This window comes from Lentzea xerophila (assembly GCF_051094245.1).
Classification (GTDB): Bacteria; Actinomycetota; Actinomycetes; order Mycobacteriales; family Pseudonocardiaceae; genus Lentzea; species Lentzea xerophila.
In genome coordinates this window covers 4,409,964-4,428,965 of sequence record NZ_CP194934.1, presented here as the reverse complement: position 1 = coordinate 4,428,965, position 19,002 = coordinate 4,409,964, and the positions used below count along the sequence as shown (strand labels likewise).

At 69.9% G+C, this 19,002-nt stretch carries 16 protein-coding genes; 8 read left to right on the top strand and 8 right to left on the bottom strand.

From position 1 onward, the window contains the following. Position 1 precedes the first annotated feature (1 nt). Together ACRSBM_RS21155 and ACRSBM_RS21150 are read left to right on the top strand one after the other, a co-directional pair. The gene (locus ACRSBM_RS21155) at positions 2-439 is read left to right on the top strand and encodes an acyl-CoA thioesterase (protein ID WP_434445355.1); all 438 of its coding nucleotides are present in this window, start codon (positions 2-4) and stop codon (positions 437-439) included. Positions 440-459: 20 nt separating this feature from the next. Next, the gene (locus tag ACRSBM_RS21150; RefSeq protein WP_434445354.1) at positions 460-969 is read left to right on the top strand and encodes a flavin reductase family protein; all 510 of its coding nucleotides are present in this window, start codon (positions 460-462) and stop codon (positions 967-969) included. A 65-nt stretch (positions 970-1,034) separates the two neighbouring features. On the opposite strand, the gene ACRSBM_RS21145 is transcribed toward ACRSBM_RS21150, so the two are convergent. Beyond that, positions 1,035-1,793 (bottom strand): helix-turn-helix domain-containing protein, encoded by a 759-nt coding sequence (locus tag ACRSBM_RS21145; protein WP_434445353.1) that lies wholly within the window; start codon positions 1,791-1,793, stop codon positions 1,035-1,037. A 596-nt stretch (positions 1,794-2,389) separates the two neighbouring features. Between ACRSBM_RS21145 and ACRSBM_RS21140 the strand changes: the two genes are divergently transcribed. The 3 genes from ACRSBM_RS21140 to ACRSBM_RS21130 are packed head-to-tail and all read left to right on the top strand — an operon-like array spanning position 2,390 to position 5,903. After that, complete coding sequence (locus ACRSBM_RS21140) at positions 2,390-2,920, top strand: DUF5987 family protein (RefSeq protein ID WP_434453158.1); 531 nt, start codon at positions 2,390-2,392, stop codon at positions 2,918-2,920. Next, on the top strand, positions 2,917-4,578 hold the full coding sequence (locus ACRSBM_RS21135; RefSeq protein WP_434445352.1) for an FAD-dependent oxidoreductase: 1,662 nt from the start codon (positions 2,917-2,919) through the stop codon (positions 4,576-4,578). Before ACRSBM_RS21140 ends, ACRSBM_RS21135 begins: the two co-directional genes overlap by 4 nt. Further along, entirely contained in the window at positions 4,575-5,903 is a 1,329-nt protein-coding gene (locus tag ACRSBM_RS21130; RefSeq protein ID WP_434445351.1) for a cytochrome P450, read from the top strand. The genes ACRSBM_RS21135 and ACRSBM_RS21130 overlap by 4 nt, the downstream gene beginning before the upstream one ends. 51 nt (positions 5,904-5,954) lie before the next feature. On the opposite strand, the gene ACRSBM_RS21125 is transcribed toward ACRSBM_RS21130, so the two are convergent. The 3 genes from ACRSBM_RS21125 to ACRSBM_RS21115 all read right to left on the bottom strand — a co-directional run bounded on the left by ACRSBM_RS21125 (position 5,955) and on the right by ACRSBM_RS21115 (position 9,037). Further along, positions 5,955-6,953, bottom strand: a complete 999-nt coding sequence (locus ACRSBM_RS21125) for a carboxymuconolactone decarboxylase family protein (RefSeq protein ID WP_434445350.1) — start codon at positions 6,951-6,953, stop codon at positions 5,955-5,957. Between the two features lie 7 nt (positions 6,954-6,960). Next, positions 6,961-7,947 carry a DUF1702 family protein gene (locus ACRSBM_RS21120; protein ID WP_434445349.1) on the bottom strand — a complete coding sequence of 329 codons (987 nt, stop codon included), beginning with the start codon at positions 7,945-7,947 and terminating at the stop codon, positions 6,961-6,963. Between the two features lie 139 nt (positions 7,948-8,086). Beyond that, the gene (locus ACRSBM_RS21115; RefSeq protein ID WP_434445348.1) at positions 8,087-9,037 is read right to left on the bottom strand and encodes a carboxymuconolactone decarboxylase family protein; all 951 of its coding nucleotides are present in this window, start codon (positions 9,035-9,037) and stop codon (positions 8,087-8,089) included. A gap of 88 nt (positions 9,038-9,125) precedes the next feature. Between ACRSBM_RS21115 and ACRSBM_RS21110 the strand changes: the two genes are divergently transcribed. Beyond that, positions 9,126-9,572 carry a winged helix-turn-helix transcriptional regulator gene (locus tag ACRSBM_RS21110; protein WP_434445347.1) on the top strand — a complete coding sequence of 149 codons (447 nt, stop codon included), beginning with the start codon at positions 9,126-9,128 and terminating at the stop codon, positions 9,570-9,572. 92 nt (positions 9,573-9,664) lie between these two features. Here ACRSBM_RS21110 and ACRSBM_RS21105 read toward each other — a convergent pair whose 3' ends face one another. Next, positions 9,665-12,757, bottom strand: coding sequence for a BTAD domain-containing putative transcriptional regulator (locus ACRSBM_RS21105; protein WP_434445346.1), 3,093 nt, complete (start codon positions 12,755-12,757; stop codon positions 9,665-9,667). Positions 12,758-12,864: 107 nt separating this feature from the next. Here ACRSBM_RS21105 and ACRSBM_RS21100 point away from each other — a divergent pair, with 107 nt between their 5' ends. Next, positions 12,865-14,451: an MFS transporter gene (locus ACRSBM_RS21100; protein ID WP_434445345.1), complete on the top strand. Its 1,587-nt coding sequence runs from the start codon at positions 12,865-12,867 to the stop codon at positions 14,449-14,451. A gap of 185 nt (positions 14,452-14,636) precedes the next feature. Here the strand turns inward: ACRSBM_RS21100 and ACRSBM_RS21095 are convergent, their stop codons facing one another. The 3 genes from ACRSBM_RS21095 to ACRSBM_RS21085 are packed head-to-tail and all read right to left on the bottom strand — an operon-like array spanning position 14,637 to position 17,976. Next, positions 14,637-15,437, bottom strand: coding sequence for a TIGR03084 family metal-binding protein (locus tag ACRSBM_RS21095; protein ID WP_434445344.1), 801 nt, complete (start codon positions 15,435-15,437; stop codon positions 14,637-14,639). Between the two features lie 23 nt (positions 15,438-15,460). After that, the gene (locus tag ACRSBM_RS21090) at positions 15,461-16,693 is read right to left on the bottom strand and encodes a methyltransferase domain-containing protein (protein ID WP_434445343.1); all 1,233 of its coding nucleotides are present in this window, start codon (positions 16,691-16,693) and stop codon (positions 15,461-15,463) included. Beyond that, a complete protein-coding gene (locus ACRSBM_RS21085; RefSeq protein ID WP_434445342.1) occupies positions 16,693-17,976 on the bottom strand; it encodes a nucleotide disphospho-sugar-binding domain-containing protein in 1,284 nt (427 codons plus the stop codon). Before ACRSBM_RS21085 ends, ACRSBM_RS21090 begins: the two co-directional genes overlap by 1 nt. 377 nt (positions 17,977-18,353) lie before the next feature. On the opposite strand from ACRSBM_RS21085, the gene ACRSBM_RS21080 reads away from it, so the two are divergent. Further along, positions 18,354-19,001, top strand: coding sequence for a DUF2306 domain-containing protein (locus ACRSBM_RS21080; protein ID WP_434445341.1), 648 nt, complete (start codon positions 18,354-18,356; stop codon positions 18,999-19,001). Position 19,002: the final 1 nt, after the last annotated feature.

The following is a 19,002-nucleotide window of genomic DNA, read 5'->3' as shown; positions in this document are numbered from 1 at the left end:
CATGGAGTCGTACTTCGAGATCAGGCACACGGTCGGCTTCGAGGAGACCAACCTCGTCGGCAACGTGTACTACGTGAACTACCTGCGCTGGCAGGGACGGTGCCGGGAGATGTTCCTGGTGCGGCACGCCCCCGACGTGCTGACCGAGCTCCAGGACGACCTGAAGCTCTTCACGCTGAAGGTGGACTGCGAGTTCTACGCCGAGCTCACCGCGTTCGACGAGCTCGCGGTCAGGATGACGCTGGTCGAGCTGGCACAGACGCAGGTCGAGTTCGGCTTCGACTACGTCCTGGTGGGCGAGGGCGGAGTGGAGAAGCTCGTGGCACGGGGAGCCCAGCGGGTGGCGTGCATGCGCGGCCCGAACAACGCGACCAGGCCGGCGCGGGTGCCGGACTCGCTGCGTCTCGCGCTCGAGCGGTACGCGCCGGTGGCGGCCTGATCATGACGGGGGAGACCTGCATGGACGAGTTCGGAGACCCGAAGACGCTGCGGCGTGTGTTCGGCACGTTCGCGACCGGCGTCACCGTGGTCACCGTGGGAGGCACGTCACCGCACGGCATGACCGCGAACTCCTTCACGTCCGTGTCACTCGACCCGCCGCTGGTGCTCGTGTGCGTCGGCCGGGACGCGTCGATGCACGGGCACCTCACCGCCGCAGGGGCGTTCGGGGTGTCCGTGCTCGCCGCGGACCAGGAGGACGTCGCGCGGCATTTCGCCAGCCGGTGGCGGCCGGCGGGCCGTGCTCAGTTCGACGCGGTGGACTGGGTGCCGGGCAGCCGGATCGACGCGCCGCTGATCGGCGGCGCGCTCGCCCGGTTCGAGTGCGCGCTGTGGCGGACTTACGACGGCGGCGACCACACGATCTTCCTCGGTCGCCTCCTCGCGACCGACGGGCCGGCCGGCCGCAACGCGTTGCTGTTCCTCAACGGTGCCTTCCACGCACTGGAGCGTTCCGGTCTGTCGGCCTGAAGTACCTGGACGCCAACGGGAAGGAGGCGGGTCGCCACTGGCGGCCCGCCTCCTTCCCGTCTTGCTCAGCTCGCCCGTGGAGCCTCCAGCGCGGTGGTGCGGACGTCGAGCAACGCCATGAGCACTGGCGGGTCGATGGCCGACATGGGGCGTAGAACGACGTCCACGACGTGCGCCATCGTGCTGCTCGACACGACCAACGGCCCGTGTGAGCCCACGGACGGCATGCGGTCTGCCGTGTGCTCACCTCCCGGTGGGACGGTGTGGATGAGCAGGTACCAGGCGCCCTCCGGCACGTTCTCCAGCAGGAAGTGGCCCGGCCCCGGCAGCGCCGCGCAGCTGACCGGTGCGCCTTGCGGAATCGGGTCGCGAAACAAGCCGACGAACGTGGGGCCGGGCTCGCACCCGGCCGGGCAGTGGATCCGCCCGCCGACCGAACTCGTACGGCGCAGCACGATGTTCTTGCGGTTGTCGACGGGGATGCGCGTCGTGCGGCCACGCAGCTGCCGGTACTCGGTGGGGGAGAGTCCGACGCTGATTTTGAACCGCGAACTGAACGTGCCGGGACTGTTGTAACCGACCCGATGGCTGATCTCCGTGACTCTCAGATCGGTCGCCACGAGAAACCGTTTGGCCTCTTGCAACCGCAATGCCGAGAGAAAACGCGCCGGCGAAACTCCGGTGACCCGCTGAAACACTCGGGTGAAGTGAAACTTGCTGAACATCGCGACTTTGGCCATGTCGTCGATGGTTATCCGCTCGCCGAGGTTCGTCTGCATGGCATCCACTACTCTGGCCACTGCTTGTTCGCCGAGCTTGTCCATTGGACCCCCGATTCCGCCATTGCGGTGACTGTGGTGAATTCTCCAGTTGTAGGAAAAGTGCGTTGGAATCACTCCGACCGAAGCTAGCAGTGGGCAAAACGCCAGGCAAGGTGCGATTCCGGCATGGCACCCTGCTCTTTTCCTCACTCTCGGTAAGCGATTGAAAGCCCTTATGTCACCTCTACGTTTTGTCTATGAATAAAAAGCACGAGTGTGCGGCGCGAAAGAGCAACGCGGATTGCTCCGTACGGTCCAATGATATGGACCGCTTGGAGTTGTGGGTCCGCTCCCAGGGGTGTCGTGTTCTTTGTTGCTCTCCGTGCGCAAAGGGGATCATCCCACCTTGTGAGTTGATCTCCAATTCATGAGACCGCAATCCGGGAGATGCGCCGTTCGGATGACGCTCGCGAGAATGGAGTCCGCAGAAAGCCTTGGTCGAGCATTGACCGCCTTCCGTGTCTTCCGCCGAACGGGTTGTTCGGCCGGTGAAAGTCATTGCTCGCACCATCGCCGGGCGTTCGCCCGACCGAAGAGGACAGGAGGACGCGCACGTGACCGCCACCGAAACGAAGACTCCGCAGATCGATGTCACGACTATGACGTTCGAGGCATTCGCGGACACGATCGTGCCCGGCGAGAAGAGGTGGCCGGACGACGTCGCGGTCGCGGGGGCGAGCGCCGGTCCCGGTGCCGTCGCGGCCGGCGCCATCGAGCTGCTGCGCATGCCCGAAGGCGGAATGGCCGCGTTGCTGGACCCGCTCGCGGGCCTGCTGAACACGCACGCGGCCACGTACGCGGCCGAGCACGGCGCCGAACTCGACCCGGTGCTGCCGGCTTTCGTCGCGCTGCCGTTCGCGGACCGCACCGCCCTGGTGCAGCTGCTGACGACACCCGGCCACCCGGAGAAGGAGGTCTGGGTCGGTATCGCGCTGTTCAGCAACATGGCCTTCGACACCGGCGCCCACATGCACACCACCGACGCGATCGCGGCAGGTCATCCCGGGCTGCTGACGATCGGGTTCGCTCCGCCGGACCCCGACGGCGTATGGCGCTTTCCCGATTACACCTATGGCAAGCCGCTCGCGCGCCGCCACCCGGACACGACTTCTTCAGGGAGCCCGGCATGAGTGCGTCCACAGTGGAGCAGACGGACGTCGTGGTGATCGGCAGCGGGTTCGGCGGGGCGATCACCGCCTACCACCTCGCGGCCGGAGGCGCGCGGGTCGTCGTGCTCGAACGCGGGCCCTGGCTGCAGGCGGACGAGTTCGACCACGACTTCCGGCTCGGCTCGTCCTCGACCCGGGTGTTCGAGTTCGTCGTCGGTGACGGCATGAGTGTCCTCAGCGGCAACTGCGTGGGCGGCGGCAGCGTCGTCTACTTCGCCGCCATGCCGCGGGCGCCGCGCTTCGTGTTCGACCGCCAGGGCTCGATCGGCAGGCGGATGTGGCCCGCCGCGATCACCAGGGACAGCCTCGAACCGTGGTACGACCGGGTCGCCGAGGCGTTGCCGATCAGCACCACCGACTGGGACACGATGACCTACGGCGGTGGACTCTTCGGCGCGGCCTGTGCCCACGCCGGCCACACCGCGAATCCGGTTCCTGCCGCCATCGACACCGCCCTGTGCACCAACTGCAACTGGATGATGTCCGGCTGCAAGTTCGACGCGAAGCGCTCCCTGCTGCTGAACTACCTGCCCGCGGCCCTCGCCCACGGCGCGGAGATCCGGCCGTTGCACGAGGTCCAGCAACTGTCCGTCACAGACGGCGGCGGCTATCGCGTGCACTACAACGTGATCGACGGCGAGGACTACCGCGTGTCCACCGGCAGCGGCACGATCGACGCGAAGATCGTGATCCTGGCGGCCGGCGCCGGTGCCACGCCCGTGATCCTGCAACGGTCCGAGCCCACGCTCGGCGCGATGCCCCACGCCGCCGGACGGTACTTCTCCGGCAACGGCGAGCGCCTCAACACCGCGATCCTCAACGAGGACAGGGTGCGCGAGGTGCTGGGCATCAGCGTCGACGAGGCGGTCACCTACCAGGCCAACCAGATCGGCCGCGGCCCGTGCGTCGCGAGCTGGGACCGGCTCGACGGCTCGCTGCCGGAGTACTCGCGGTTCTCCCTGGAACAGCTGTACTTCCCGCCCGGCCTCGGCACCATCCTCGCCCAGGCGCCCGACGCCACCGGCCCGAGCTGGTTCGGCGTGGAGAAGAAGGAGATCCTGCGCCGCTGGAAGTCGTGGCTCACCGTCTTCACGATGTCCGAGGACGACAACGAGGGAGTCTTCGGCCCGCCGCCGCCGACCGGCAACGCGCATCGCATCTCCCAGCAGATGCTCGGCCGCGGCACGATCAGCTACCGGCCGACCGAGAACACCCTGCGCGGCTGGGCCGAGTCCGACGAGGCCGTCCGCGACATCCTGGAACGCGACGGCATGTCCCGCGTGATGCCGTGGACGAACGACGTCGTGGGCGCGTACACCGTGCACCCGCTGTCGTCGTGCCGCATCGGCGACGACCCGGCGACCTCGGCGCTGGACGAGAACCACGAGCTGCGTGGACATCCCGGCATCTTCGTGACGGACGGGTCCGCGGTGCCCGGCGCGCTGACGGTGAACCCGGCCATGACGATCGCGGCACTGGCCGAACGCGCCGTGCCGGCGATCGTGCGGGCGGCCCGGCAGCGCGGCGTCGACGTGTCCTACGGGGCGCCGTCGCCGGACGGTGAGACATCAGCGCGCAACGGTGTCCTGCCACTGGTCTCGCACCTGGTGACGGAATGACGGCGGCACTCGCCCCTGGCCCGCCGCGGCGGGCGACCCTCGCGGTGCTCGCGAAGATGGCCAGGAACCGGCTGAGCGTCATGTCGTCCATGTCCGCGTACTACGGCGACATCGTGCGGTTGCCGCTGGGACCCAAGACGTTGAACTACTTCAACCATCCCGACCACGCGAAGCACGTGCTCGCCGACCATGCCGCGAACTACGTCAAGGGCATCGGCCTGACGCACGCCAGGCGCGCGCTCGGCGACGGCCTGCTCACCAGCGACGGTGACCTGTGGCGCGAGCAGCGCAAGGTGATCCAGCCGGTCTTCCAGGCCAAGCGGATGGCGCGGTACGCCGGGGTGATCGCCCGGGAGGCGGAGGACATGGCCGCACGACTGGGTTCTGCGCGCGGGCAGACCGTCGACGTCCGCGCGGAGATGACCGATCTGACGTTGCGGGTGCTCGGCCGGGTGCTGCTGGACGCGGACCTGAGTGAGTTCCACACGCTCGGGGCGTCGTTCGAGGCGGTCCAGGACCAGGCGATGTTCGAGATGATGTCGCTCAGCGCCGTGCCGACCTGGGTGCCGCTGGGACGTCAGCTCAGATTCCGGCGGGCGCGGGCTGATCTGCAGCGCGTGGTGGACAGGCTTGTCGCCGACGGGGCGCGGGCGGGCAGCGACGACGTGGTGTCGCGGCTCGTCGAGTCGACACGCGCGGAGACCGACCCGGCCGTCGGGCGGCGCCGGATGCGTGACGAGCTCGTGACGTTGCTGCTGGCAGGACATGAGACCACGGCGAGCACGCTGAGCTGGGCGTTCCACCTGCTCGACCGGCATCCGCACGTCGCCGCCGCCGTGCACGACGAGGTCGTCGGTGCGCTGGGCGACCGCATGCCCGTGTTCGAGGACCTGCACGTCCTGCCCTACACCTCGGCCGTGCTGCAGGAGGTCATGCGGCTGTACCCGCCGGTGTGGATCCTGCCGCGCCAGGCCCGGGAGCCCGACGTGATCGGCGGCTACCGCGTGGAGGCCGGCGCGGACGTGCTGATCTGCCCGTACACGCTGCACCGGCACCCGGCGTTCTGGGCGGACCCCGAGAGATTCGACCCCGGTCGCTTCATGGGGGACGCGGCGGGCCGGCCCACCTACGCCTACATCCCGTTCGGCGCCGGGCCGCGGTACTGCGTCGGCAACCACCTCGGGATGATGGAGGCGACGTTCGTGCTCGCGACCGTCATCAGGGCGGTGAAGCTCACGGGGGTGCCGGGACGTGCGGCGGTGCCGGAGCCGATGCTGACGTTGCGCATGCGGGACGGCCTGCCGATGACCGTGTCCAGCTGGTGAACACACCAGAAGTGCCGATGGCTCCCGGCCATCGGCACTTCTGGTATGTCCTCAGTGGACTGCTTCGGTCTTTCGCTCGCCGAGGTGGCGGGCTGCGGTCAGTGCCGCCAGTGACAGCAGGCCGAGCAGGTCCCGGTCTTCTGGTTGCTGTTCCCGGAACCCGGCGACGTCGCGATCGCTGACCTGGTGCGGCGCCAGCGCGGTGAGCAGGGCGAGCCGGGCGGAGGGAACGGACTTCCGGCCGAGAGGCCGCAGGTGTTCGTCCACCCAGGCCGCGCTGACGCCCTGGGGCTCGCCGAGCCGGCTCGTGACCACATTGTCGAGCGTGTGGTGCGTCTCGTCGGGGACGTGAGCGGCCGCCGCGGCCGTTTCGGTTGCCAGGGCGGCGAAAGCGGAGGCGATCGCGGGTGAGCCGGCCGCCCAGCCGAAGCCCTCCGGCGGCGCGGAGCCGGAGCGCAGACCGGTGGCGCGACCGGCCTCGTTCCGCGCGTTGACCTTGCCCGCCATCATCCTGCCCGCGACGCGCCGGGCGATGGCCTTGGCTCTCGGGGGACCGGGTAGGAACGTGCCGTCGAGCAGGACGTTGATGACCCGGTTGAGGAAGTGGAAGTACACCAGGACACCCACGTACTCGGGTGTGTGAGCGGCCGGAAACGGTGGTCGTGCCGGTGTCTCGGCCCAGGTGGCGAACGGCCGCAGGTTCGAGTCGAGCTCGCCGTCGCTGCCGCCGGACAACAGTTGCGTCGCGAAGGATCCCGCGCCGCCGCCGTAGAGCATGATCGCGTGGGCGTCGACGCAGTAGACGCACTGGTTGAGCCGGGACACGGTCGCGGCTACCGCCTCCTTGCCGACGCGGGACGCCGTCCCTGCCAGCAGAGGTTCGCGGAACGCCGCCCAGGACGCGGCGAGCAGTTCCGGCGCGGCGGAGAACATCGTCACCGCCTCGACGAGCCGGCCGACCTCCTTCGTGGACTGCGTGTAGACCTCGCGAACCAGGCCGGTGGCCCGCTTCGCCGGGACGACGTCGACGTGTTTGACGATTCCGGACATGGCGGCCTCATCGGAAGTAGTTCTGGACGCGCTGGCGGAAAACTTCGTACGCGGGCACGGCGCCGTCCTCGGGAAGGTTCTCGATCTCCTTCGCGGCGATTTCCGAACAATCCTCCGCGCTACGCCCGCAGAACACCTGGGCAGCCATTTCGCTGTGCGGCGTGACCAGATCCGCGACCACCCGGGCGCGCATCGCGAAAACCGCGCCCTGAGCGACCTCAGGCAGGTAGGTGCCGGCTCCCTCGACCAGTTTCCCGAGTTCCTGCTCGGTGACTCCGCCCGCATAGGATGCGGCCAGTCCGGCGCCGCTGAGCAGGTCCGCGCGTCTGTCCGGAGGAAATCGTCCGATGCTGTGCAGCAGCCGGTCAACGTCGCCGCCGTGGACGAACCACATCGCGCGTCCGATGCCGTGGTCGATCGCCCGGTTCGTGTACGCGGCAGGCCCCGGCCACGGGAGGCGCCCGGCGACCCGGTGGTTCTCGACCCATGACACGTGGTCGAAGTAGGCGAGGTGGAAGCCGTAGCCATCCATGATCAACCAGCGGAGCGACGGGTGGTCGGCGAGCTTGCGCGCGTCGGGAATGGCCCGTGACCAGAGCATTCGCGGCAGCCTGGCCAGGGCGAACCCGACACCGATGTAGGCCATGAAGATGTGCTTCGATGCCGGCGCCGAGCTGAAGTCGGGCCCGGCGAGGAACTGCTCGACGTTGCTGCGGCCGGGCAGCGGGGTGAGGGCGTCGCGGATCGCCAGCGCCATCGTGGCACCCTCGTAGGCGAACCCGCGGTACTCCCGGGACAACGCGTCGAGGCGCACGATTATCGAGTCGTGGTCTTTGTGCTCGATGCCGAACTCAAATCCGAAAACGAGCTGGAGAGCGCTCAATTCGAGCTGAGCACGTGCGGGGGTATCGACGGCGAACCCGCGCTGGTCGAAGAGAACGTCCGAAGCGTCCGGCGTGATGAAACGTTTGCGAATCAGTCCCGAAGTCGTCATTTCCGGTGGGACCTCCTCTTGGAAAGGCGATTATCCACCGTTCAATGCTGGCACACCGTCCGCCGGGGCGCTTCTCCCACGTTGCTCGCGATTATCGGAAATCATTGGACAACGGCGATGCGCGGTATCCGGGGGAATTCTACGAACCGGCTGGCGACTTCGCGAGAGCCGTCGCGCGGACGGCTGCGGCCATGCTCGCCCAGGCGGTGAGCCCGATCAGCGCGGCGTCGTCCGCGCGGACGTTCCCGATCACTTCATCGTCCACCTGGTACGGCGCGAACGCGGTCAGCAGCGCCAGTCTGGCCGCCGCCCGGTCGCCCGGTCCGACGCGGTCGGCCGCGTCCCACGCCCAGCCCCGGCTCGGGCCCTTCGGCTTTCCATCCCATGTGGACAGCTGCGTGGCAAGCAGGTCCCTGACGGCGGAGGAGATCGCCGCCGCGTCGAACACGGCTTTCGCGCGAGCGAGGGCGTTCGCGACGTCCGGGCTGCTCGCCGCCCACGCCAGTTCGGCGGGCAGCGGTGCTTCCGGCAGCGGGTTGCGGCCGGGTGGTGCGGCGCCGGCGGCCGCGATGAGGCCGGTGAGCATTCCCGTCACCGGCCCGAGCAGCCACTTCGGCGCGTACGGCGGCATCGGCCGTTCAGTGAGGAAGATGCTCACCATCCGGTTGAAGTACTGGAGCGTCGTCGCGACGCCGAGCGCCTCCGGCAGTTCGTCCGCGCCGAAGCGTCCGGTGTCCGCGAGATCCACGGTCGTGCCGCCGAACTCGGCCATCGTTCCAGTGTGGACGGTGACGCAGTAGGGGCACCTGTTGGCCTCGGACACCGCTGCCGCGACAGCCTCCTTGGTGCCGCGGTCGAGCAGGCTCGGTGCGAGCACGATCTCCCGCAACATCACCCAGGACGCCCGCAGCACCTCGGGCGCCGCCGCGTGCAGCACGACAGGGGGAGCCAGCACGCCGAACTCCCGCTCCACCTCGCGGTAGACCTCCAGGACCTCCGGCCCGGCCTGGCGGAACGAGACCGGCGTGACGTGCCGGACCTGAGCGAGGGAGAGGCCACGCAGGGCCGTGCGGAGCAGCGAGCGGGCCATTCGAGCCCCCAAAAGGTTGCATGATGCTACTCACTGGAACGCTACGGTACGTCGGTTCGATCACGCAACTGACGGTTTACCATGGGGAATGCTCGGACGAACATACGACGACCAGGTCTGCTCGGCCGCCCGCGCCCTGGAAGTGGTGGGCGAGCGGTGGACGCTGCTGATCGTGCGGGACGTGCTGCTGGGCACCGTGCGCTTCGAAGGCCTGCTGACGAGTCTGGGCATCGCGCGCAACGTGCTCAGCGACCGCCTCACCGGGCTGGTCGAGCACGGTGTGCTGGAACGCGTTGCCTACCAACAACATCCGCCCCGATACGAATACCACCCGACCGCAGCCGGCCGCGAGCTCGCGGTCATCGTGGTCGCGTTGATGCAGTGGGGCGACCGGAACGTGCCGTCGCCGGAGGGGCCGCCGCGCACCGCGCTGCACGCCACCTGCGGGAGTGAGCTGGTCGCGTGCCTGGTGTGCCCGGACTGCGGCGAGCCGACCCGTGCCCATGAGGTGGCGATGAGGCTGAACCGCTCCTGACCGGCCGCTACGGAGCCGCTACCGAGGTACTGCCGGCGAGTCGGCCGGTGCCGGTGGGGTGGCGATGAGGCTGAACCGCTCCTGACCGGCCGCTACCGAGGGACTACCGCCGAGCCATCCCTCGACTCGAATCCGCGCGAGTACTCGGCAGCGAACTCATCGCCCAGCCGCTGGCGCACCCCGGCCTCCACCCTGTCCCGGTCTGCCCGCTCCGCCGGCGGCAGCGTGGCCCCGACCGATCGCCGGGCCGCCGCCGCCGCGCCGAGCAGCCGAGCCGCCTCGGCCGGGAGCGAGTCGGCCAGGCACGCCCCGGCCAGGCCCTCCATCGCCACGGCCACCGCGCGCTGGTCGCCGAGCGCGCGGGCGACGGTGAGTCCTTCCAGGTGCCTGGCCCTGGCCGTCTCGGCGTCGCCGCGCTGTTCGGCGACGAAACCGAGTTCGGTGAGGATGAGCCACAACCCGATGCCCGGCTCCCAGTCCCACTCCAGCACTGTGCGCAGGTGGTTCTCGGCGGCGTCGAGGTCTCCCGCGCGCCGGGCGATGATGCCCAGGTTGATCTCGGCGAAAATCTGGCCCGGCTTGTAGCTCTGCTCGCGGGAAAGCCGCAGGGCGCGTTCGTTCAGTTCGCGGGCGTGGGTGTGGTCGCCGCGCAGCATGGAGGCGCGGCCGAGCCAGCTCAGGCGGTCCGCGGCCTGCGGCCACAGACGCAGCTCCTCCGCCATGCGCAGGCCGTCGCGGTGCAGGCGGGTCGACTCCTCGTAGTCGCCCTCGATCTCGGCCAGGCCACCCAGCGCCTCCGTCGCGCGCAGCTGGCCCCACTGGTCGCCGAGCTCCCGGAACAGCGCGAGGCTCTGAGAACCGTTGCGCCGCAGGGACTCCAGATCGCCTCTCGTGTGCGCGCGGATCGCCTGCAGGCTCAGCGTCGCGGCGACGCCCCAGCGGTCGCCGAGCGCGCCGAACGTCTCCTGCGCGCGGTTCACCAGGTCCTCGCTGGTGGACTGGGCACCGAAGTCCGACTCGACCAGACCTAGGAAGAACTGGGCGAACGCCTTGCCGTGCGGGTCGTCCAGCGAGTCGTACGCGGCGAGGGCGGCGGCTCGTGCGGCCGCCCGGTCCGCCACGTCACTGCCGAGGAACGTGATGCCCGCGTGCCACGCCGTGGCCCGGGCTCGCGCGGCCGTGCGCGTGGTGTCCAGGGCCAGGGCGGCGGACAGGGCCCTGCGTGCCTCGGACAGCCGCCCCCGCAGGTACCAGTACCAGGCCAGCGCGTTGACCAGCCGCACCGCGTCGGGGCCGGAAGCGGTGTCGAGTGCGGTCCGCAGGTTCGCGGACTCGGCGTCGAGGCGTTCGAGCCACAGTCGTTGTGCGGGCCCGCGCAGGTGTGGTTCGGCGGTCTCGGCCAGCGTCGTGTAGTAGCGCCGGTGAGCGTCTTGCGCAGCTTCGGTCTCGCCCGCCTCGGCCAGCCGTTCGCGGCAGTAGGCGGCGACCGACTCGAGCAGCCGATACCGGGTGCCGTCGGGCGTGTCGACGACGGTGACCAGCGACCGGTCCACCAGTCCCGCGACCGTGTCCAGCACGTCGGCCGCCACCACGATCCCGCCCGTGCACACCGCCTCTGCCGCGGTCAGCGTGCATCCGTCCGAGTGCACGGCGAGCCGGCGCAGCACCGCCCGTTCGACCTCGGTCAGCGGCTCCCAGCTCCAGTCGATCATCGCCCGCAACGTCTGCTGGCGCGGCGGCGCGTCGCGGTACCCGTCGGCGAGCAGGCGGAACCTGTCGTCCAGCCTGGTCAGCAGTTCGCGCAGACCCAGCGACCGCGCCCTGGTCGCCGCGAGCTCCAGCGCGAGCGGCACCCCGTCGAGCCGGGCGCACAGTTCGGCGACGGCCTCGCCGTTGCCCGCGTCCAGAGTGAACGAGGGCGCCGAGCGGGCGACGAACAGCCGCACCGCGTCCGGCAGGTCGAGCGGCGCGACCGTCCACACCGACTCGCCCGCGATGCGCAGGGGTTTCTGACTGGTCGCGAGCACCCGCAGGCCCGGCGCGGCGGCCAGCAGCCGTTCGGTGAGAGCCGCGACCTCGGTGAGGACGTGCTCGCAGTTGTCGAGCACCAGCAACATTCGCCGTGCCCGCAGGGCTTCGGAGAGCACGTCGGCGTTCGGCACGTCCCTGATGCCGAGTGCCGCCATCACCGCGCTCGCGAGCAGACCGCCCTCGGAGATCGTCGCGAGTTCGACGAGCCAGGCGCCGTCCGGATACCGCTCGGCCGTGCGGGTGGCCACCTCCACCGCGAGCCGGGTCTTGCCGACACCACCCGATCCGGTGAGCGTGACGAGTCGCGACGACTCGAGCAGCGCGCAGACGCCCGCCGACGCCTCCTCCCGGCCGATCAGCTCGGTGAGCGGCACGGGCAGGGAGGTGCGGAGCCGGCCGGGAGGTTCGAGTGACGGGTCGTGGCGCAGGATCGACCTGTGCAGTTCGGCCAGCTGCTCGCCGGGGTCGAGCCCCTGCTCGTCGCGCAGCAGTGCCCGCACCTCGCGGAACGACGCCAGCGCCTCACTCTGCCGCCCGGCCCGGTACAGGGCCAGCATGTGCAGCGCCCGCAGCCGTTCGCGCAGGGGATGGGCCGCGACGAGATCGCCGATCCGGCCGAGCACCGCGGCGTGATCGCCCAGGTCCAGCTGGGCCTGCCCGAGTTCCTCGGCGGCCACCAGCCGGTCCTCCTCGAGCCGGGCGATCTCGGCGCGGGCGAACGTCTCCCCGGCGAAGTCCGCGAACGCCGCCCCGCGCCACAGCTCCAGCGCGTCGGTCAGCAGCCGCGCCCGCGCATCCGGGTCTGCGCTGGTGCGCGCGGCGGCGGTGAGGGCGGCGAACCTGTCGGCGTCCACGGCGTCCGCGCCGGTCCGGAGCACGTATCCAGGGCGTTGTGAGGCGACGAGGTCCCGCGCGCCCGGTTCACCGGTCTCCAGCGCCTGGCGCAGCTTGGAGATCTTCGTCTGCAACGCGCCCGTCGGGTTCACCGGCAGGTCGTCGCCCCACAGGTCCTCGATCAGCGTGGTCGCGGACACCGGGCGGTTGCGGTGGGCCAGCAGGTTCGCGAGAAGCGCCCGCACCTTCGACTCGGGGATCTCGACCGGGCGGCCGTCGGCGGTTCGGACGGCGAGCGGCCCGAGCACCGCGAACAACATGCGCACACGATACCGGCCGAAAGGATTCCGACAGTGTGGGCGCGCAGGGTGAGCCGGATCGATGAGTTCCGGTGCCGATCGAGGCACCACACGGAAGGACAAGTTCCATGGAATCGACCGATCCGGCCGAGAACACCACACGGGCGGGACGGCGGGAGTGGATCGGCCTCGCGGTTCTAGCCCTGCCGACGCTGCTGCTGTCGCTCGACCTGAGCGTGCTGTTCCTCGCACAACCCCAGCTGAGCGCCGACCTGAACCCGTCGGCCACCGAGCAGCTCTGGATCATGGACATTTACGCGTTCATGATCGCGGGCTTCCTCGTCACGATGGGCACCCTCGGCGACCGCATCGGTCGCCGCAAGCTGATGCTGTTCGGCTCCGCCGCGTTCGCCGTGGCGTCCGTGCTCGCCGCCTACTCGACGACTCCGGAGATGTTGATCGCCGCGCGCGCACTGCTCGGCATCGCGGGCGCGACCCTGATGCCGTCGACCCTCGCGCTGATCATGACGATGTTCACCGACGCCAAGCAACGCGGCTTCGCGATCGGCGTGTGGCTGAGCTCGTTCATGGGCGGCATGGCCATCGGCCCGGTGATCGGCGGCGTGCTGCTCGGCTGGTTCTGGTGGGGTTCGGTGTTCCTGATGGCCGTGCCGGTGATGGTGCTGCTGCTGATCACCGCGCCCCTGCTGCTGCCGGAGATGCGCGACCCGGACGCCGGCCGCATCGACCTGCTCAGCGTGGTGCTGTCGTTGTTCGCGATCCTGCCGGTCGTGTACGGCCTGAAGGAGATCGCCCAGCACGGCTTCAGCGCGTTCGCGGGTGGCTCGGTCCTCGTCGGCATCGTGTTCGGTGTGCTGTTCGTGCTGCGTCAGCGGACGCTCGACAGCCCGTTGCTCGACCTGAAGCTGTTCCGCAGCAGGACGTTGAGCGGCGCACTGCTCATCATGCTGCTTACCTCGGCGACCATCTCGTCCAGCATCATGCTGTTCAGCCTCTACCTGCAGAGCGTGCGCGGGTACTCGGCCGTCGAGTCCGGCCTGTGGCTGATCCCGGCCGCCACCGCCCTGATCGTCACGTCGCTGGTGGCGCCGAAGTTCGCGCAGCACATGCGCCCGGCCTATGTGGCGGCCGCAGGCCTGCTGCTCGCGGCAGTGGGCCTCGCGATCGTGTCCCAGGTCGGCCCCGCCACGAGTCTCGCGGTGGTGCTGCTCGGATTCGTCCTGGTCCAGGCGGGCGTGGGCCCGATGGGGTCGCTCGGTACGGAGATGGTCGTCGGTTCGGCACCCGAGGAGCGCGCCGGTTCCGCGGCCTCGGTCTCGGAGACGAGCACCGAACTCGGCGTGGCCATCGGCGTCGCGACCTACGGCACGATCGCCGCGGCGGTCTACCAGAACGTCGTGGCGGTGCCGCCGAGCGTTCCGGCCGAGGCCGCCGCGGCTGCCCGGGAGACGATCAGCGGCGCCGTCGCGGCGGCTGAGGGACTGGCCGCCGACACGGGCGCGGCCCTGCTGGATTCCGCGCGCACCGCGTTCACGAGCGGCGTCAACACCGCTGCCGGTGTCGCCGCGGTGATCCTGGTGGTGCTGTCCGGGCTCACCGTGGCGCTGCTGCGACACGTCGGCAAGACCGGCGAAAAGCCACCGGCCCCGGCCGACGCGGGTGTTCCCGTGGCGGCGGAACGGGAAGTCCGGTGAACCGGTCGCGCCGGAACCGGTGGTGACCGATTCCCCGATCGTCCGGTTCCGGCGCGACCACCCCCACGAGTGAGCCCGGCATCCCAACTCCCCTCGATGCCGGGCTCACTCGCGCTTGCGGGGTAACACGCCACCCGCACAGGGGAAGGGCCGGGGAGTCCCCGGCCCTTCCCGTCATCGCCGAGTCAGGCGGGCAGCCCCGCGAACTGCCCCGTCTCCCGCCCGGCCCCCGCCGGCCCGCGGTAGGCCTGCGCGATCTCCAGCCACCCGCGCGCCTCGTCGCCGCCGGCCACCACCGCGAGATCCGTGTGGTGCCGCCGCCGAGCCACGAGCAGGCAGAAGTCGAGCGCAGGCCCGGAGATCCGTTGTGTGGCGTCTTCCGGTCCGAACGTCCACAGCTGCCCGGCCGGCCCGGTCAGCTCGAACCGGAACGGCTTCTCCGGCGGGGTGAGGCCACGCGCGAGGTAGCCGAACGTCATGGTGTGGAACCCGAACCCGCACAGGTGCTTCAGCCGGTCCGTCGGCTCGCGGCGGATGCCCAGCGCGTCGGCGATGTCCTGGCCGTGCGCGAAGAGTTCCATCATGCCGCCGGCCGCGAGCACCGGCGCGGGCAGCGGGTTCACGAGCCACGGCACGAGTTGCCCGTCGGGCACGGACGACAGCGCGCCGCCCGCGGCCTGACGTTCGGCCCGCCAGGTTTCGAGCAGCTTGCGGGGGCCGAGTGAGAGGAACGGCGCCAGAGCGCCCGCGACGGCCGCGTCGAAGTCGGCGCCGATGCCCGCCACGAGGGTGCCGAAGGCGGCCGGGTCGGAGGCGGCGAGGCCCGCCATGCGGGTGGTCGAGGTGAGGTGAGCGATCTGGTGCGCGATCGTCCAGCCGGGGGCGGGGGTCGGCAGCGCCCACCCGGTCTCGGAGAGCGAGGCGACCATGCGGTCCACCTCCTCGCCCTCGGCTTTCAGTGCGAGGAAAACGTTGTCTTCGGTCACGCTTCTGTCCTCCTGGGGCATGGCTACACGATGTGGACGTCGGGCACGTAACGGATCCACCGGCCGCCCGACTCGCGGAACCCGATCTCCTTGGCCAGGATCTCGTCGGCGTGGTTCCACGCGAACAGCACCGCGTAGTCCGGGTACGGGTCAGCGAAGGCGCCAGGCGGGCGCACAGGGATGTGCGAGCCGGGGGTGAGGCGGCCCTGCTTGGTGACGCTGGTGTCACTGATGAACGGCACGAGGTCCGGCCCGATGCCGCAGAAGTTCAGCACCGTCGCACTTTTCGCGGTCGCGCCGTAACCGGCGACCGTCTTGCCCTCCGTGCGCAACGATCGCAGCAGCTCCACCAGATCGGTCCGGATCCGCGCGACGTTCGAGGCGAACCGGGAGAGCGTCTCCGCCGAGGTGAGACCGGACAGCTCCTCCTCGGCGGCGAGTGCGGCGACGGTGGGTGACACGGGGCGGGTGCCCTTGCGCGCCAGCGTGTAGCGCAGCTCGCCGCCGTGCACGGTCAGCCGTTCGGCGTCGACCAGCTCCAAGCCGTGCAGCAACGCCATGTACTGCACCGACCGCACGGTGAAGAAGAAGAAGTGCTCGTCGTAGATCTGGTCGAACGAGTTGCGCTCGACGATGTCCGCGAAGTAGGGGTCCTCGAAGACGAAGATGCCGCCGGGGGAGAGCAGGGTGGCGACGCCGCGCAGGATCGAGCCGATGTAGGGGATGTGGCACAACGTGTTCGCGGCGAACACGACGTCGGCCGCACCGTGCTCCGCGAGGATCTCGGCTGCGGTCGGCTCGTCGAAGAAGGTGTTGCGCACCTGCACGCCCTTGGCGGCGGCGAGCTGGGCCACCCCGCCGGACGGTTCGACGCCGAGGTGGTGGATGCCCTCCGCGGCGAGGGATTCGAGCATCACGCCGTCGTTGCAGCCGATCTCCACGACGAACGGCGCCGGCCCGGTGAGACCTCGCCGCAACCGGGCGGCCAGCGTCGCGAAATGCTCGCGCATGAACTGCGAGCCCGACGACAGGTACGGGTAGTCGTGGTGGAACATCCTGTCCCGGGGCACCTCGGACATCAGCTGCACCATCGTGCACGACCCGCACACCCCGACCGCGAGCCGGAAGCGGAAGTCTCCGGCCGGGTCGCCCGGCGGCACGAAGGCGTCGGACAGCGGCTGCGAGCCGAAGTCGGCGAACTCCCGCACGACACCGGCGCACACGTGGCAGACGGAGTTCTTTCGACCGGTGTCCATCACGCCCCCGCCCGTTGCTGCTCGACGAGCCGCGTCAGCACCGGCACGAGCTCACCCGGACTCGGTGCGGCCGCCGCGTCGAGCCGCAGCCGGTGCGCCCCTTCAGTGAACGACGGCTCCGTGACCACCCGCATGACCCGCTTGCGCATGGCGTCGATCGAGTGCCTGGCGAAGTCGAGCGTGAGCCCGGCGCCCTGCTCGACGACCCACGCCGCGGTGTCCGACGACTCGATGTCCTTGGCCGCCAACGCCCATTCGGTACCGGTCTCGCTCTCGGTGAGCAGTCCCTCGTCACCACCGGAGTCCAGGATCAGCTGCGGCACCCGTAGACCGGCCGCCGCCGAGAACGTGCCGACGCCGCCGTGGTGGATCAACGCCGCGCACGTCGGCAGAAGCTGGTTGAGCGGTACGTAGTCGACGATCCGCACGTTGTCCGGCACCGTGCGCACCCCGGCGAGCTGCGTCTCGTTCAACGTCGCCACGACATCCACATCCACTTCGGACACCATTTCCAGCAGTCCGGGGACGTGGTCCCAGCCGCCCTTCATGACCAGCCTCCGCGACTGGCCGAGCGACAGCCCGACGCGTGGCCGGTCCTGGGGCGCGTACAGCCAGTCCGGTACGGCGGTCTGGCCGGAGTAGGGGATCCAGCGCATCGGCACGGTTCTGGTGGCCACGGGCAGCCGCATGCCCGCGGGCAGCGGGTCGATGGTCCACTGGCCGAGCAGCAGGTCACGGTCGACCTCGGCGCCATGCCGTTCGGCGGCCGGACGCACGGTCTCCGCCAGCGGGTTCCAGTTCGTGCCGATCCGGTCGAGCGTCCACGCGAAGTAGTCGAGGCCCCAGTGCAACCGGGCGTGCGCCGCGCCGCTCACCCGCGCGCCGATGGCCCCGGCGGGGAAACACGCGTCCCACACCACGAGGTCCGGCTTCCAGGCCTGGCAGAAGTCGACGAACTCGTCTACCACGGGATGCGCGTCGGACGAGGCGGCGCCCACCGGGTGGAAGTCCCAGATGGGCGGCAGCATGAACTGGCAGAACACGTCCCACAGGTTCTGCTCCGCCGCGGTGACCGGGCCGAGCGCGAGCCCCGTCTCGTCGAGCTGTGCCCGTGTGGACGGTGGTGTCGGACGTCCCGGCCCCATCAAAGCCGGTGCGCTGTCGGCGGATCCGAGCGGCACGGCGGTGAGTCCGACCGCGGCGACGGCGTCGGCGAGTGCCGGATGCGCGGCGACGCAGACCTCGTGCCCGGCGCTCTGCAGGGCCCAGGCGAGCGGAACCATCGGATTCAGATGCGATGGTGTTGGCCAGGGGGTGAACACGACTCGCATCGGCTGCTCCTCAGCGTGGGAAAGCGAATGACGCAGGCACGGCGACGGCAATCCTGAGTCGCGCGGAGCAGGGTGCGCATCTCCGAGGTTGCGGAGCGTGAAACCGCTGGCACCCCTGGGTTTCCGAGCCCGTAATACAAGGCGTCGGCAGAGCAATCTGTGAGAAGGAAGTGCCGCTGTCCAAAGCTACGGTCAGCGGGCGCGCATCGGGTGGAATTCGCTGGCTGAGGAGGAAGTTCATGACTGATCAGCTCGCTCCGGTCACCGATCGCGCGCCTGCCACGAAGCCTCGGAGGACGCCGAGGCCCGTGTGGCGAAATCCTTGGTGGATGGCGTTAGTGGCGCTCGTGGTGGCATTCTTGGTCTACGCCTTACCGCCCTACTTCGACCTCGACCCGGCGAAGTCGCTCTCGCCGATCGTCGAAAGCTCGTCCCTCCACTACCCCTTGCTGATCCTGCACATCGTCGCGGGCACGCTGGCTCTGCTCGCCGCATGCGTGCAGATGTCGTCGTGGGTGCGGAGCAGACATCCGCGCCTGCACCGGACAAGCGGGATCATCTACATCTTCGGCGGCGCGCTCCCCGTCGCGGTGACGACGCCCGTCCTGCTCATGTTCTCCGGCGAGATCGCCGCGGGACCGGGCAGGGTCGGCAGGTTCGTGCTCGGCCTACTGTTGCTGCTGAGCACGATCGTCGCGTACCGGATGGCTCGCCGGCACCGCTACGCCGACCACCGCCGGTACATGATCTACAGCTTCGCACTGATCATGGACGGTGTCGGCACGCGGCTCGTGCTGTTCCTGCTCGGTGTCGTGCCGGTGTTCGGCGTGCAACTGCCGTGGACCGCGCGGATCGAGCAGGACCTGCTGTTCGAGATGGTCGGGTGGTGCGTGTGGGTGTTCAACCTGCTCGTGGCCCAGTGGTGGATCGAGCGGACCAAGCACCGGAAAGTCCTGCCCGCCAACGTGAAAGGCTGAC